Raw genomic sequence first — 14,730 nt, 5'->3', positions numbered from 1 at the left:
AATAGTGTAACTGGTTTCAAAATACATCGCTATTCAAGTAAGATGTCTAATTAATGTATTTTTGCCAAATCTGTGGGAGTGAACAAGAATGGCGAGTATTGAAGCTGCACTAGCCGAGATCAAACGTGGCGTAGAAGAACTGATTCCAGAAGACGAACTGATTGCTAAATTAAAAGAAGGTCGTCCTTTACGCATTAAGCTGGGTGCCGATCCAACAGCTCCAGATATCCACCTAGGCCATACGGTTATCTTTAACAAGCTTCGTGCTTTCCAAGAGCTTGGTCATGAAGTGACATTCCTTATCGGTGATTTCACTGCAATGGTTGGTGACCCATCAGGTAAAAACTCAACGCGTCCACCGCTAAGCCGTGAAGACGTATTGAAGAATGCTGAAACTTACAAAGAGCAAGTATTCAAGATTCTAGATCCTGCGAAAACACAAATTCGTTTTAACTCTGAGTGGCTATCTGAGCTTGGTGCTGAAGGCATGATTCGTCTTGCTTCTAACCAAACTGTTGCTCGTATGCTTGAGCGTGATGACTTTAAAAAGCGTTACGCTGGTGGTCAACCGATCGCAATCCACGAATTCATGTACCCACTTCTACAAGGTCACGACTCTGTTGCACTAGAGAGCGATGTTGAGCTTGGCGGTACTGACCAGAAGTTTAACCTGCTAATGGGGCGTGAACTGCAAAAAGCAGCAGGTCAAAAACCACAAGCGGTATTGATGATGCCACTACTGGTTGGTCTAGACGGCGTTAAGAAGATGTCTAAGTCTGCGCACAACTACATCGGTATCAGCGAAGCTCCAAGCGAGATGTTTGGTAAGATCATGTCTATCTCTGACGATCTAATGTGGAGCTACTACGAGCTACTGTCTTTCCGTCCTCTTGAAGAAGTTGCGGAACTGAAAGCTGGCGTTGATGCAGGTAAGAACCCGCGTGACGTCAAAGTACTTCTTGCTAAAGAGATCATTGCTCGTTTCCACAGTGAAGCCGATGCTGAAGCTGCTGAGCAAGAGTTCGTTAACCGTTTTGCTAAGAACCAAGTTCCTGATGAAATGCCTGAATTTGAATTCGAAGCAGGTCTACCAATCGCTAACGTTCTAAAAGAAGCAGGTCTTGTAAACTCTACTTCTGATGCGATGCGTATGATTAAGCAAGGCGCGGCTAAGCTTGAAGGCGAGAAGATTGAAGACAGCAAATTCGTACCTGAAGCGGGTACTGCGGTTTACCAAGTAGGTAAACGTAAGTTTGCTCGTATTACTATTAAGTAATAAAGCACGTCAATAATTGAATACAAGGCATCTACGGATGCCTTTTTTATTGACACAAAGTTGACGAAGTTTTTGAACGTGCATTGCTACACTGTGCGCGCTGTCATATTGACAGTAATTCTGGAGATTTTTATGAACAATACCGACCATCCTCCTAGTTTGAATGGAGAAGAATAACCTGTCTCGGTATTGATCTATTGTCCTGCCGTTCAGGTAGGGTATCTTTGTTTTTCCCCCTCATTCTTTTCCACACACTAGATTCTAACAAGTAGACACACCAGTAGCTTTCAGCTCTTGGTGCGCATAAATCTATGCTATTTGTTTTGATGGTCGTTACCTTTGCCAATCGGGAGATTCGCCATGACGGTAATGAACAACACTTTTTTATCTATTGAAGCTCTGTACTCAGAGCAAGACATCCAAGCTGTATCTAATGCTTTTCAACAGTACGGACGTGAACAACAAATTAACCTTTTGAACCGTATGCCGCTTGAAGATGCGGTGTTAGTACTGGGGCAATGCTCTCTTAGTACGATTCAGACTTTACTTAGTGAGCTAGAAGAGCAGGGTTTTGAGAAGCGCTCTCGACATCTAGCTCACCAACTAGGGCTGATCTACTCAGAGGTAGAACCTCAGCAGGGCTACCTTTCTACTGGCGTCATGAGCCACGTTAGGCAGCGAATCGGTTGGATTATTGCATTAGCACTATTGGGAATCGTCTCAGGCCTTATCATTGCTCAATATGAAGACATTCTTAGTCAGTTGGTACTTTTGGCAATCTACATGCCGGTGATTGCAGCTGCGGGTGGTAACACCGGAACACAAGCTGCGACTTTGGTCATCAGAGCCTTAGCCACGGGGGAGTTGAAAAAACGCCAATGGGCTAACGTTCTATGGAAGGAGTTTAGAGTCGCCATCTGCTTAGCACTTGCGATTGCAGTGGTGATGATTGGGCGTATTTTGCTATTTAGCGAAAACCAATCGACAGGTGGTTATGACATCAACATGATTGCGTTAGCGATTGCGGTAGCGCTATTTATTCAGGTGACCATATCTACCGTGCTCGGCGGTGGGTTACCGATAGTCGCTAGGCTATTTAAGCTTGATCCTGCGGTGTTAGTGAGTCCTGTACTCGCTTCGATAGTGGATATCTCAGGAATGTGGATCTACTTTACTGTCGTGAACTCATTCCTAGGAATCGCTTAAAAGCTTCTAAAAATAGCTAAAATACATCTTAGAAATGAAAATGGCGCTGAAGATCTTCAGCGCCATTTTTTATCGTGTAATTAACCGTTTACACACGTTAACCACTACTGAGATTCACTTTGTGTTTGACTGAATTCGACCACATCTTTGTAGAAAGCACGTTCAAACTGGGTGATTGGCGCTTCTACTGGCTTGTCTGGATCTTGTTCTTCAGGGAAGTAATCACGGACAAACTGCACAAACAGAGAGTTTGGATTCCCTGTTTTATCTAATCCGTATCCCGCCATGTTGTAACTGCCATATAAAGATCCGCTCTTTGCAACAATGTTGCCTTGGATCGGTGCTTTTCTCATGCTTTGACGGTATTTGAGCGTTCCATCAGTGCCAGATGTAGGCATTGCCTCGATTAAGTTTAGCTGCTGATCATTTTCCCAGATATAACGAAGCACCTGTGCCATCGTCTGCGACCTCATTCGGTTATTTCTAGATAGCCCTGAACCATCGACGAGCTGCGCTTTACTGAGGTCAATATTAGCCTTGGTCAGCAATATCTGCTTTATCGCTTCAGTGCCGTTATTGAAGCTACCTGGTTGAACATAAAATGTCGCACCCAGAGTTTTAGTTAGATTATCTGCGATAAGGTTATCCGACTTCTTGAGCATGATATCGAGCAGTTCAGGAAGTTTCTCTGAGTTGTGACTAGCGACTAACGTGGTCTTGCCAGGTTTAGTTTTTTTACCAATAATCACATCACCTTTTACTTCTATTTTCAGTTCTTTGAGAAGCGATGTAACGACTTGATAGGTGTAAAGTTCTGGATTTTGAATCGCGAACTTGAGAGGGAGTGGCTTTTTACGTTCAACGAGGCAACCAGAGAGCTTGTAAGCATTATCTGGCGTGGTGATTAGCTCTAAGTCGCATTGTGTTGCCTTCTGCCCAGAGCGAGTTACCGTGGCTGCAGAGGTTGTCACATCTATCGGGTAGTGAGCCGGAATATAGACCCGAGTGCTGCCGTTATCTTTTGTATAAATAGAGGCTTGTGCGCAGTTGCTGTCCAAAGTCATTGCACTCGAAGGCGCGCTGTAACAAACGCCTAGAATGTCCCAAGGCCAACCAACGGCTCGCTGATAGCCAGTAAAAGCTGAACTATCGAGATACAAGTTACCTTCGATGGTTTTAGATTGCGACTTAGCGTATTGAGCTAAAAGACTTTTTAGCTGTTCTCGTTGTAGTGTTGGGTCGCCACTAAATGAAATGATTGAGTCACTCCCAGAACGAACAATGCTGGTCGTGTAGTGGAAGTCATCTCCTAGCTCCAACTTAGCCGCCAAAGCTGTCACCAGCTTTAAAGTACTGGCCGGTGGATAGAAGTCATCAGTGTTGGAATTCATTTTATTTGAATCGCCTCTCAGGGATTCTAAGATTACGCTGGTGCTACTGCCATCGGGTAATTTATCTAGAGGGGCGTAAGCGAAAGCGCTAATGGAAAAACTACATACAAGTAATGTGGATAGAAGGCGCATAGAAGATTTCTTGGATGGCTGATATTTTCAGTATACAGATATAAAAAACGCCCGCTAGATAGCGGGCGTTTTGATTCTCAATTAACTAATTAAACAATTAGATAATCAGAATTAGAAGTCGTAACGTAGACCTAGAGCTAGCTCGTCTTCAGCGTCAGCAGAAGTGGCTGAAGAGCTTAGTAGCGCAGTGCTACCGATCTTATCGCCTTCAGAGATTAGGTTGAAGTTGTACGATACGTAGCCACGGAAGTTAGGCTTGAAGTAGTACGTCGCGTCGATTGCGATGTTGTCTGCAGACGTTTCGTCGTTAGTTTCAGCGTTGTTGTACGTAGTTGTGAATACAGTTTGACCTAGAGTGTAAGCCGCTGCTAATTCGTAACCTGTGTAGTCAACAGAATCTTTGAATACTGCTGCTTTTTCGCCGTCAGTGAATACACCTGCGAAGTAAAGATCAGAGATAGCGTAAGAACCTGAAAGCATGTACTCATTAGATTGGTCTTGGTCTGCGTAACCAGCACCTAGCTTAACGCCAGTTTCGCCGATTGCGTAGATAGCAGATAGAGAGTAACCGTCTTTACCGTTGTCTGTGAATTCACCGTTATTATCAACACCATCACGGTCTGCAAAACGGTAGCTTGCTTTAAGACCTAGGTCTTGGAATTGGCCTTTGTAAGAAAGCATGTTGTCTGAACGGTCAGCTACAGCAATTTTGTCTGCCGCAGAGTTACCGTGGTAAGCCATGATATCTGTGAAGTCAGTGATAACGCCAAGAGCACCGTCGTTTTTACCGTAAGTTACTTCACCGAATGTACCGCCTAGACCAGCGTATGTGTAACGGTTTGTAATGCTACCGTCGTTGTTATCAGTAGAGCCGCCGTTTTCAGCAGTTGTGAATTCGCCTTCGTAGAAACCAACACCGTATAGGCCGTCTTGGATTTCAACTTTACCTAGGAAGTTAAGACGAACACGTGTTTTGTCTTCAGCTTTACCATCTTTCATAGATAGACGAGCTTCAGCACGGCCGCCCATTTCAACAGAGTTACCGTCTTGGTTGTATAGTTCTGCCGCATTAGCGCCAGTAGCAAGAGCTGCAGCAGATACAGCAAGCGCGATCATAGTCTTGTTCATGTTATTAATTCCTAATTACTGTCCATAAAGGTATTTATTAAGGATTTGAATCCTTTTAGTGTCTTGCCTGTATTAATCAGGCTTCATAACCATGATTAGGTCAGAACGCTAAAAAATGCCAGTGCAATCCATGAGTTACTTTTTACCCCTAAAGTTCCTTAGCTAGTTAGTAAAATGATATAAATTGAAAAACTGAACACTGTTTTATTGTGTTTGTTTATGTTTAAGTTGTTGTTTTTGTGGTTGTATTCTAAAAGTGTGATCTGCGTTTATTTGGTTTGTTTTTGTTTTTTTTAGGTATTTGACTGCTGACTTATTGATGGGAAGGTTATTATTCATTTTTGTGATGTCTGTAATTTAGAGCTAGATAAAGCTTTTATAAGACAAAGTGGAATAAAGGTGATTTAGCCATCAAGTTTGTTTACACTAAGCCAAATCGTTTTGTTTCTACCACCCAATAAGTATGTTGGGTGGATTTATGTTGGCCAAAGAAAGCTTTGGCATAGAGGTAAAAAATGGAAAAGGTTCCAATGACAGTACGTGGCGCTCAGCAGCTACGTGACGAATTAGATCGCCTACTTAAGCTACGTCCTATTATTTCAGCAGCTATTGGTGAAGCACGTGAACTCGGTGATTTGAAAGAGAATGCAGAGTACCACGCTGCTCGTGAAGAGCAGGGTATCTGTGAAGCTCAAATTCGAGATATAGAATATAAGCTATCGCTAGCTCAGATCATTGACGTAACTCAGATGGATAATACGGGTAAGATTATCTTTGGTACGACAGTAACTTTGATCGATGTCGATACGGATGAAGAATTCCGCTACCAGATCGTTTCTGAAGATGAAGCTGACATCAAAACTGGTCGCATTTCTGTGAAATCACCAATTGCACGTGGTCTTATCGGTAAGATGGAAGGCGATGAGGTTATTATCTCTACACCTGGTGGCGATAAAGATTTCGAAATCGACAAAGTAGAATATATCTAATTGAATTTTCTTTGTTTCTGATAAGTAAAAAGGTCGCTTAATGCGACCTTTTTCGTTTCTCACGCTACACTAAAAGATAAGCGCTGTGGTTTTCTCTTAGTGAAGTTAGCTTATATTAAGCTCGCTTATTTACGTGGAATCTCGATTTTACGTGCTTCTGACTGACGGAACAGTACTAGAACTTTACCGATAGTCTGTACTTTCTCAGCTTTAGTTTCACGTACAATTGCATCGATAATCAGTTGCTTAGTCTCACGGTCTTCTGATGCAACTTTAATCTTGATCAGTTCGTGGTGGTCTAGAGCTAATTCGATTTCCGCTAGAACAGCTTCAGTAAGTCCATTTGCGCCCATTAGCACAACAGGTTTTAAACTGTGAGCTAGGCCCTTTAGATGCTGCTTTTGTTTGGTACTTAGGTTCATTACGCGGCCAATTTTCTTTACTATTAGGGTTGAAAAAACCTATTTTAACGCCATCTAAAGCTGAAGACTATAATTTATTCAGCAATTAGTACTTTCCTCCAATTTAGGTATCCAATGAGCAAACAGAAACACTCGGCCAGTTCAGGCCGTTGGTTGAAGGAGCACTTCGACGACAAGTACGCAAATGAAGCAAGAAAGAAAGGCTATCGTTCACGTGCTTATTTCAAAATGGAAGAGATTCAAACGAAAGATAAATTGCTGTCTCCTGGGATGACCATTGTGGATTTGGGTGCAGCGCCTGGCGGTTGGTCTCAATATGCTGCTAAGATTGTTGGAGACAACGGACAAATCATTGCGTGTGATTTGTTACCAATGGACCCGATTGCTGGTGTTAGCTTTTTACAAGGCGATTTCCGCGAAGAAGCAGTGCTAGATGCCTTGTTGGAGCGTATACAACCAAACATGGTTGATGTCGTGATGTCAGATATGGCACCTAATATAGCAGGCAACAATTCTGTGGATCAGCCAAGAGCTATGTATTTAGTTGAATTAGCTTTGGATATGTGTCGACAAGTTCTAGCTACCAATGGTAGTTTTGTTGTAAAAGTATTCCAAGGCGAAGGGTTTGACCAATACGTTAAGGACGTCCGCGAGATGTTTAAAACAGTAAAAGTCAGAAAACCCGACTCTTCTCGAGCTCGCTCTCGTGAAGTGTTTATCGTAGCCACTGGTTACAAAGGTTAACGATTCTCTTCCAATAGTGAGAGTTAACAACATGGCTACAGGTTACAAACTGTAGTACCCTACCTTTAATTACAATTAGTTATCGAGAGGCTTACACCTTGAGTGACATGGCAAAAAATTTAATTCTGTGGCTTGTTATCGCGGTAGTGTTGATGTCGGTATTCCAGAGCTTTGGCCCTGGAGAAAGTAACGGCAGAGCAGTAGATTACACCACGTTTGTACAGGAAGTTGGCCAAGGCCAGATTCAAGACGCACAGTTCAATAACAGCGAAATCACTTTCACACGTCGTGGTGGTGGTTCTAAGTATGTAACTTACATGCCTGTTTATGATCAAAAGCTACTTGATGACTTAATTAATCAAAACGTAAAAGTTCAGGGTACACCACCTGAAGAACAGAGCCTGCTTGGCACTATCTTCATCTCATGGTTCCCTATGATCTTACTGATTGGTGTGTGGATTTTCTTCATGCGTCAAATGCAAGGCGGCGGCGGCGGTAAAGGCGCGATGTCTTTCGGTAAGAGTAAAGCTCGAATGATGAGCGAAGAACAAATCAAAACGATGTTTGCTGATGTTGCAGGTTGTGACGAAGCAAAAGAAGACGTGAAAGAGCTTGTGGATTACCTTCGTGACCCAAGCCGCTTCCAAAAGCTAGGTGGTAAGATCCCGACAGGTATCCTGTTGGTTGGTCCTCCTGGTACGGGTAAAACATTGCTTGCAAAAGCGATTGCCGGTGAAGCGAAAGTACCGTTCTTTACGATTTCTGGTTCTGACTTCGTTGAAATGTTTGTTGGTGTTGGTGCATCTCGTGTGCGTGACATGTTCGAACAAGCGAAGAAAGCAGCACCTTGTATCATCTTTATCGATGAAATCGATGCTGTAGGTCGTCAACGTGGCGCTGGTGTAGGTGGTGGTCACGATGAACGTGAACAAACACTGAACCAAATGCTAGTTGAGATGGATGGTTTCGAGGGTAACGAAGGTATTATCGTTATTGCTGCGACTAACCGTCCAGACGTACTAGACCCTGCATTACTTCGTCCTGGTCGTTTTGACCGTCAAGTAGTGGTTGGTCTGCCTGATGTACGTGGTCGTGAACAGATTCTTAAAGTACATATGCGTAAAGTGCCACTATCGGGTGATGTTGAACCATCTCTGATTGCTCGTGGTACTCCTGGTTTCTCTGGTGCAGATCTTGCGAACCTTGTGAACGAAGCGGCGCTATTTGCAGCTCGCGGTAACAAGCGCAATGTATCTATGGTTGAGTTCGAACTAGCTAAAGATAAAATCATGATGGGTGCAGAGCGCCGTTCAATGGTGATGTCTGAAGAAGTGAAAGAGTCAACGGCTTACCATGAAGCGGGTCACGCAATTGTTGGTCGTCTGGTTCCTGAGCATGATCCAGTGTACAAGGTGTCAATCATTCCACGTGGTCGTGCGCTTGGTGTCACTATGTACCTACCTGAGCAGGATCGCGTAAGCATGTCTCGCCAACATCTAGAATCAATGATCTCTAGTTTGTACGGTGGTCGTCTTGCTGAAGAACTTATCTACGGTAAAGACAAAGTTTCGACCGGTGCGTCTAACGATATCGAACGTGCAACTGATATTGCTCGTAAGATGGTTACGCAGTGGGGCTTCTCTGAGAAACTGGGTCCTCTTCTATATGCTGAAGAAGAAGGCGAAGTGTTCCTAGGTCGTGGCATGAGCCAAGCGAAACATGTTTCTGACGATACTACTAAGCTGATCGATGAAGAAATTCGTATTCTAATCGACCGCAACTATGCTCGTGCGAAGCAAATTCTTGAAGAGAACATGGATATTATGCACTCGATGAAAGATGCGCTAATGAAGTTTGAAACGATTGATGCAGGTCAGATTGATGACTTGATGGAACGTAAAGACGACATTCGTGAGCCAGCTGGTTGGGGTGATCAGGCGAAAGCAGAACCTGCAAAGGAAGAAGCTAAACCTGAAGCGAAATCAGAAGAGCAAGCTAAAGCCGAACCAAAAGCTGAAGAGTCGCAAGTTGAAGAAGTTAAGTCTGAATCAGATGATGCTCAAAACAAAGATTCTTAATCAATAAGCTTTAAATTAAAACCCTGAGTACGCTCAGGGTTTTTCTGTTTATAGCCCTAGATGTTTTTACCTTTAAGACCCGCCTTCCATGATATTAAAAGCACATAATAAAACGCTCGTTTTAGACCGCCCACATGTGATGGGTATCCTCAATGTCACGCCTGACTCTTTCTCTGATGGCGGGAAATTCAATTCATTAGATAATGCTTTACTGCAAGCTGAGCGAATGATTCAAGCTGGTGTTAGCATTATTGACATTGGTGGTGAATCAACTCGTCCGGGAGCCCCTGACGTATCTTTAGAAGAAGAACTCGCTCGTGTTATCCCTGCCATTAAAGCAATTCGCGCCAAGTTTGATGTGTGGATCTCTATTGATACCAGTAAAGCAGAGGTGATGCGCCAAGCCGTTGAAGCTGGAGCTGATTTGATCAATGATGTGCGCGCATTACAAGAGCCCGGAGCTCTAGAAGCAGCTGCCAACGCTAATGTGCCAGTTTGCCTGATGCACATGAAAGGTCAGCCAAGAACCATGCAAGCCAACCCAAATTACGATGATGTCCTAATGGATATTGAAGCGTTCTTAAAAGAAAGGGTGGGGGCTTGTGAGGCTGTTGGTATGTCAAAAGAGCAGTTGATTCTTGATCCAGGTTTTGGTTTTGGTAAAACCATTGAACATAATTACCACCTATTGGCGCACCTTGAAAAATTTCACAGGCTTGGATTGCCAGTCTTAGCGGGGATGTCGAGAAAATCGATGATCTTTAAGCTATTAGACAAAGCCCCGGCAGATTGCATGGTCGCTAGCGTCACTTGCGCTACTATCGCTGCAATGAAAGGCGCACAAATTATTCGCGTTCACGATGTTGAAGATACATTGGAAGCGATGAAGATAATCGAAGTGATGAATAACAATCACTAATCATAATTAAGGAAAATCAATATGTCTGATAAGAGACGTTACTTCGGCACAGATGGTGTACGTGGCAAAGTTGGCCAGTACCCGATTACACCTGATTTTGTTCTGAAGCTTGGCTGGGCTGCGGGTCGTGTTCTTGCGAAACAGGGCACAAAGAAAGTCATCATTGGTAAAGATACTCGTATCTCTGGCTACATGCTTGAGTCTGCGCTAGAAGCTGGTCTTGCTGCTGCTGGTCTGCAGGCTACGTTTACTGGCCCAATGCCAACACCTGCTGTTGCTTACCTAACTCAAACCTTCCGCGCTGAAGCAGGTATTGTTATCTCTGCATCGCACAACCCTTACTACGATAACGGTATCAAGTTCTTCTCTTCTGAGGGAACAAAACTACCGGACGATATCGAGTTGGCAATTGAAGCAGAATTGGATAAAGAGATCGAATGTGTTGATTCATTTGAGCTTGGTAAAGCGGTACGTTTGAACGATGCGGCTGGCCGTTACATTGAATTCTGTAAGAGCACATTCCCAAATCAGATGACACTTGCTGGCATGAAGATTGTTGTCGATTGTGCTCATGGTGCGACTTACCATATTGCACCTGCTGTATTTAAAGAGCTAGGTGCTGAAGTTATTGCGATTGGTGTTGAGCCAAACGGTACTAACATCAACCACGAAGTGGGTGCTACCGATGTACGTGCTCTGCAAGCAAAAGTGCTTGAAGAAAAAGCGGCATTAGGTCTGGGCTTTGATGGTGACGGCGACCGTATCATCATGGTTGACGAGCTAGGCAACAAAGTTGACGGTGACCAAATCGCTTACATCATCGCTCGTGATGCCCTACGCCGTGGTGAGTTGAAAGGTGGCGTTGTTGGTACACTAATGACCAACCTTGGTATGGAAAATGGCCTTAAGCAGTTAGGTATTCCGTTTGTACGTGCGGCTGTTGGTGACCGTTATGTAATGGAACAGCTTCTTGCTAAAGGCTGGAAGATCGGTGCCGAAAACTCGGGTCACGTTATCCTACTAGATAAAGTGACGACGGGTGATGCTATCGTTGCTGCTCTGCAAGTGTTGGCTTCAGTTGTTGATAGCGAAATGACTCTGAATGAGCTGTCTCAAGGCATGACGTTGTACCCTCAAGTTCTAGAAAACGTTCGTTTCAGCGGAGACTCAAACCCACTAGAAGCCGAAGCAGTAAAAGCAGCGGTTGTTGAAGTAGAAGCTGAGCTTGGCGAGAAAGGTCGTGTGCTATTACGTAAATCTGGTACAGAGCCACTACTACGCGTGATGGTTGAAGGCGAAGATGCTGAGCTTGTTCAAGCATCCGCGCTTAAGATTGCCGATGCAGTAAAAGCAAACTGCTAATTTAACCTTTTACTTAACCGGTGCAATGAATAGTGCCTGTGATTAGAAGTGATTGAGTTATATCACGGTCAAGAGATATAACGGTCAAAAGAGACGTAAATGAGTTTTGTGTCGCTTTTGACCTTTTTTTGACCATTCACTTGGTAAAGGCTTATTTTTTAGCAAATTCTCCTTGTCAGCCATCGTCGCATTCGCTAGTATTGCTCGGCCTTCAGTTAGGAGGTCGCTAGCCTTGTTCTTAAAAATAGTTTTTTGAACGGCGCTGGCTCAACAATTAGGAACATAGGTGGAAAAATGTTTACAGTTCTACTTGTGATTTACCTGTTGGCAGCGCTTGGTGTAATTGGCCTAGTGTTGATTCAACAAGGTAAAGGCGCAGATATGGGAGCCTCTTTCGGTGCTGGCGCTTCAAACACTGTGTTTGGTGCTGGTGGCTCAGGAAATTTCCTTACCCGAATGACTGCAATTTTTGCAACTACATTTTTTATCCTTAGCTTAGTGCTTGGTAATATGTCTACACATAAAACTGAGTCACAATGGATTGACCCGACTCAAGGTCAGGTAATTCAACAAGCTGATGATGCAGTGAGTGAAGTTCCGGCGCAAGGCGACGAAATTCCACAATAATCTGTAAAGATTTGATGCCGAGATGGTGAAATTGGTAGACACGCTAGCATGAGGTGCTAGTGCCTTAGGGTGTGAGGGTTCGAGTCCCTCTCTCGGCACCATGTTTACAAACTTGTAAAACATCTTGTTGGGCGTATAATGCTCACAAGTCGGACGCGGGATGGAGCAGTTTGGTAGCTCGTCGGGCTCATAACCCGAAGGTCGTCGGTTCAAATCCGGCTCCCGCAACCAATTTCAATGCTATTATATAGCTTGTATTGGTAGCAAGTTTGCACAGTGTGAACCTCACTGTGAGTTAAGTGTGATATCGAATGTGATGGCACTTAACATATAAGGGTCCAGCAACAAAAACCCCGGCTTATACGGGGTTTTTTGTTATCTAAGCATTTATAAATGCGTTTAGATAATGTTTGCTTGGAATTTAAATTGGGCTTTGAGCCCTTTTTTTGTTTCTGGAGTGGTTAAATGACTGGTTTAGAAAGACAACTTACTGAAATGCTTGACGCTCCAGTAGCAGCATCAGGTTATGAGTTAGTTGGATTAGAATTTATTCGTGCTGGTGAGCACTCAACGCTACGTATTTACATCGATTCACCGAATGGTATCAATGTAGATGATTGCGCTGAAGTTAGCCACCAAGTAAGTGCCGTAATGGACGTTGAAGATCCAATTTCAGTGGCTTATAACCTTGAAGTGTCTTCACCAGGTTTAGAGAGACCACTGTTCAAAGCAGAGCATTACCAACAATTTATTGGTCACGAGGTAAGCATCGTTTTGAAAATGGCTGTCGGCAACCGTCGTAAATGGAAAGGTGATATCCAATCTATCGAAGGCGAGACAGTGAAAGTATTGGTTGAAGGACAAGAAGAAGAATTCGTCCTGAGCAATATTGCGAAAGCTAACCTGATCCCTAAATTTTAGTTCTCCTAGAGAGAAGAGCTTAAGAGGCTAGATTAATGAACAAAGAAATTTTGGCGGTAGTAGAAGCTGTTTCTAATGAGAAAGCAGTTCCTCGTGAGCGTATTTTTGAAGCGCTTGAAATCGCGCTTGCAACGGCAACAAAAAAGAAAAGTGAACTAGAAATTGAAGTTCGTGTTGAAATCGACCGTAAAACGGGTGATTTCGAAACTTTCCGTCGTTGGGAAGCTGTTGAGGAAGTTGAATTCCCAACAAAAGAAATCTCTATTGAAGCTGCAAAGTACGATGATCCAGAGATCGAACTTGGCGGTTTCATTGAAGATGACATCGAATCAGTAACGTTTGACCGTATTACGACTCAAACGGCTAAGCAAGTTATCGTACAGAAAGTACGTGAAGCTGAACGCGCTCAAATCGTTGAACAGTTTATCGATAACGAAGGCGAGCTAGTAACTGGTGCAGTTAAGAAAGTTAACCGTGACACTATTATCCTAGACCTAGGTAACAACGCTGAAGCGGTAATCCTTCGTGATGACCAACTTCCTCGTGAAAACTTCCGTCCAGGTGACCGTGTTCGTGGTCTTCTTTACGCAGTTAAACCAGAAGCTCGCGGTTTCCAGCTTTTCGTTACTCGTTCGAAGCCAGAAATGCTAGCTGAGCTATTCCGTGTTGAAGTACCTGAGATTGGCGAAGAGCTAATTGAACTTAAAGGTGCTGCACGTGATGCTGGTTCTCGTGCTAAAATCGCTGTGAAAACAAACGACAAACGTATCGACCCTGTTGGTGCGTGTGTTGGTATGCGTGGCGCACGTGTACAAGCTGTTTCTAACGATCTTGGCGGTGAGCGTATTGATATCGTTCTTTGGGACGATAACCCGGCTCAATTCGTAATCAACGCAATGGCTCCTGCTGATGTTGCTTCAATCATCGTTGATGAAGACGCACACTCTATGGATATCGCTGTTGAAGCGGATAACCTAGCACAAGCAATTGGCCGTAGCGGTCAAAACGTACGTCTAGCTTCTCAACTGACTGGTTGGGAACTGAACGTAATGACTGTTGCTGATCTAGAGAAGAAGCACCAAGAAGAAGCTGTAGCTTCTATTGAAAACTTCATGAAGCACCTAGACATTGAAGAAGACTTTGCTCAAATGCTTGTTGAAGAAGGCTTCTCTACACTTGAAGAAGTAGCATACGTTCCTGTAAACGAGCTTCTTGAAGTCGACGGTCTAGACGAAGGTATCGTTGAAGAACTACGTAACCGCGCAAAAGACGCACTGACTACTCTAGCGCTAGCGAAAGAAGAAACTTTCGACGGTGTTGAGCCTGCTGAAGACTTACTTGCACTTGAAGGTCTTGAGCGTGAAATGGCTTACAAGCTAGCAGCAAAAGGCGTTGCGACATTGGAAGACCTAGCTGACCAAGGCGTTGATGAACTAGAAGGCATCGAAGACCTAACTGCAGAGCGTGCAGGCGAGCTAATTATGGCTGCGCGTAACATCTGTTGGTTCGGCGACGAAGAATAATTCAGCAAGGAG

At 43.9% G+C, this 14,730-nt stretch carries 13 protein-coding genes and 2 tRNA genes; 12 read left to right on the top strand and 3 right to left on the bottom strand.

Annotated features, from left to right (window positions below; all coding sequences use genetic code 11):
• The first annotated feature begins 88 nt into the window (after positions 1 to 88).
• Positions 89 to 1,276, top strand: a complete 1,188-nt coding sequence (gene tyrS, locus ATB74_RS12385; protein WP_017059402.1) for a tyrosine--tRNA ligase — start codon at positions 89 to 91, stop codon at positions 1,274 to 1,276.
• A gap of 360 nt (positions 1,277 to 1,636) precedes the next feature.
• Positions 1,637 to 2,482, top strand: a complete 846-nt coding sequence (locus ATB74_RS12380) for a magnesium transporter (RefSeq protein ID WP_017068902.1) — start codon at positions 1,637 to 1,639, stop codon at positions 2,480 to 2,482.
• 104 nt (positions 2,483 to 2,586) lie between these two features.
• On the opposite strand, the gene dacB is transcribed toward ATB74_RS12380, so the two are convergent.
• On the bottom strand, positions 2,587 to 4,005 hold the full coding sequence (gene dacB, locus ATB74_RS12375) for a serine-type D-Ala-D-Ala carboxypeptidase (protein ID WP_061018735.1): 1,419 nt from the start codon (positions 4,003 to 4,005) through the stop codon (positions 2,587 to 2,589).
• 111 nt (positions 4,006 to 4,116) lie between these two features.
• A complete protein-coding gene (locus ATB74_RS12370; RefSeq protein WP_061018734.1) occupies positions 4,117 to 5,133 on the bottom strand; it encodes a porin in 1,017 nt (338 codons plus the stop codon).
• A 515-nt stretch (positions 5,134 to 5,648) separates the two neighbouring features.
• Here ATB74_RS12370 and greA point away from each other — a divergent pair.
• Positions 5,649 to 6,122, top strand: a complete 474-nt coding sequence (gene greA / locus ATB74_RS12365; protein WP_061018733.1) for a transcription elongation factor GreA — start codon at positions 5,649 to 5,651, stop codon at positions 6,120 to 6,122.
• Positions 6,123 to 6,247: 125 nt separating this feature from the next.
• Here the strand turns inward: greA and yhbY are convergent, their stop codons facing one another.
• Positions 6,248 to 6,544, bottom strand: a complete 297-nt coding sequence (gene yhbY, locus ATB74_RS12360; RefSeq protein ID WP_004738252.1) for a ribosome assembly RNA-binding protein YhbY — start codon at positions 6,542 to 6,544, stop codon at positions 6,248 to 6,250.
• Positions 6,545 to 6,658: 114 nt separating this feature from the next.
• Here yhbY and rlmE point away from each other — a divergent pair, with 114 nt between their 5' ends.
• The 9 genes from rlmE to nusA all read left to right on the top strand — a co-directional run bounded on the left by rlmE (position 6,659) and on the right by nusA (position 14,718).
• Complete coding sequence (gene rlmE, locus ATB74_RS12355; protein ID WP_017059396.1) at positions 6,659 to 7,288, top strand: 23S rRNA (uridine(2552)-2'-O)-methyltransferase RlmE; 630 nt, start codon at positions 6,659 to 6,661, stop codon at positions 7,286 to 7,288.
• A gap of 107 nt (positions 7,289 to 7,395) precedes the next feature.
• Positions 7,396 to 9,366, top strand: a complete 1,971-nt coding sequence (gene ftsH / locus ATB74_RS12350; protein ID WP_060982628.1) for an ATP-dependent zinc metalloprotease FtsH — start codon at positions 7,396 to 7,398, stop codon at positions 9,364 to 9,366.
• Between the two features lie 88 nt (positions 9,367 to 9,454).
• Positions 9,455 to 10,285 carry a dihydropteroate synthase gene (gene folP, locus ATB74_RS12345; RefSeq protein ID WP_061018732.1) on the top strand — a complete coding sequence of 277 codons (831 nt, stop codon included), beginning with the start codon at positions 9,455 to 9,457 and terminating at the stop codon, positions 10,283 to 10,285.
• 21 nt (positions 10,286 to 10,306) lie between these two features.
• The gene (gene glmM, locus ATB74_RS12340) at positions 10,307 to 11,647 is read left to right on the top strand and encodes a phosphoglucosamine mutase (protein ID WP_060982626.1); all 1,341 of its coding nucleotides are present in this window, start codon (positions 10,307 to 10,309) and stop codon (positions 11,645 to 11,647) included.
• Between the two features lie 294 nt (positions 11,648 to 11,941).
• Positions 11,942 to 12,274 carry a preprotein translocase subunit SecG gene (gene secG, locus ATB74_RS12335; protein WP_017059392.1) on the top strand — a complete coding sequence of 111 codons (333 nt, stop codon included), beginning with the start codon at positions 11,942 to 11,944 and terminating at the stop codon, positions 12,272 to 12,274.
• A gap of 16 nt (positions 12,275 to 12,290) precedes the next feature.
• Positions 12,291 to 12,375 (top strand) — tRNA-Leu (locus tag ATB74_RS12330).
• Positions 12,376 to 12,428: 53 nt separating this feature from the next.
• Positions 12,429 to 12,505: transfer RNA gene (locus ATB74_RS12325), tRNA-Met, on the top strand.
• A 234-nt stretch (positions 12,506 to 12,739) separates the two neighbouring features.
• Positions 12,740 to 13,195 (top strand): ribosome maturation factor RimP, encoded by a 456-nt coding sequence (gene rimP / locus ATB74_RS12320; protein ID WP_004738265.1) that lies wholly within the window; start codon positions 12,740 to 12,742, stop codon positions 13,193 to 13,195.
• A 35-nt stretch (positions 13,196 to 13,230) separates the two neighbouring features.
• Positions 13,231 to 14,718 (top strand): transcription termination factor NusA, encoded by a 1,488-nt coding sequence (gene nusA / locus ATB74_RS12315; protein WP_017059230.1) that lies wholly within the window; start codon positions 13,231 to 13,233, stop codon positions 14,716 to 14,718.
• The last annotated feature ends 12 nt before the right edge of the window (positions 14,719 to 14,730 follow it).

Source organism: Vibrio splendidus, from assembly GCF_001557875.1.
GTDB lineage: Bacteria > Pseudomonadota > Gammaproteobacteria > Enterobacterales > Vibrionaceae > Vibrio > Vibrio splendidus_F.
This window is presented reverse-complemented; position numbering and strand designations above follow the sequence as displayed.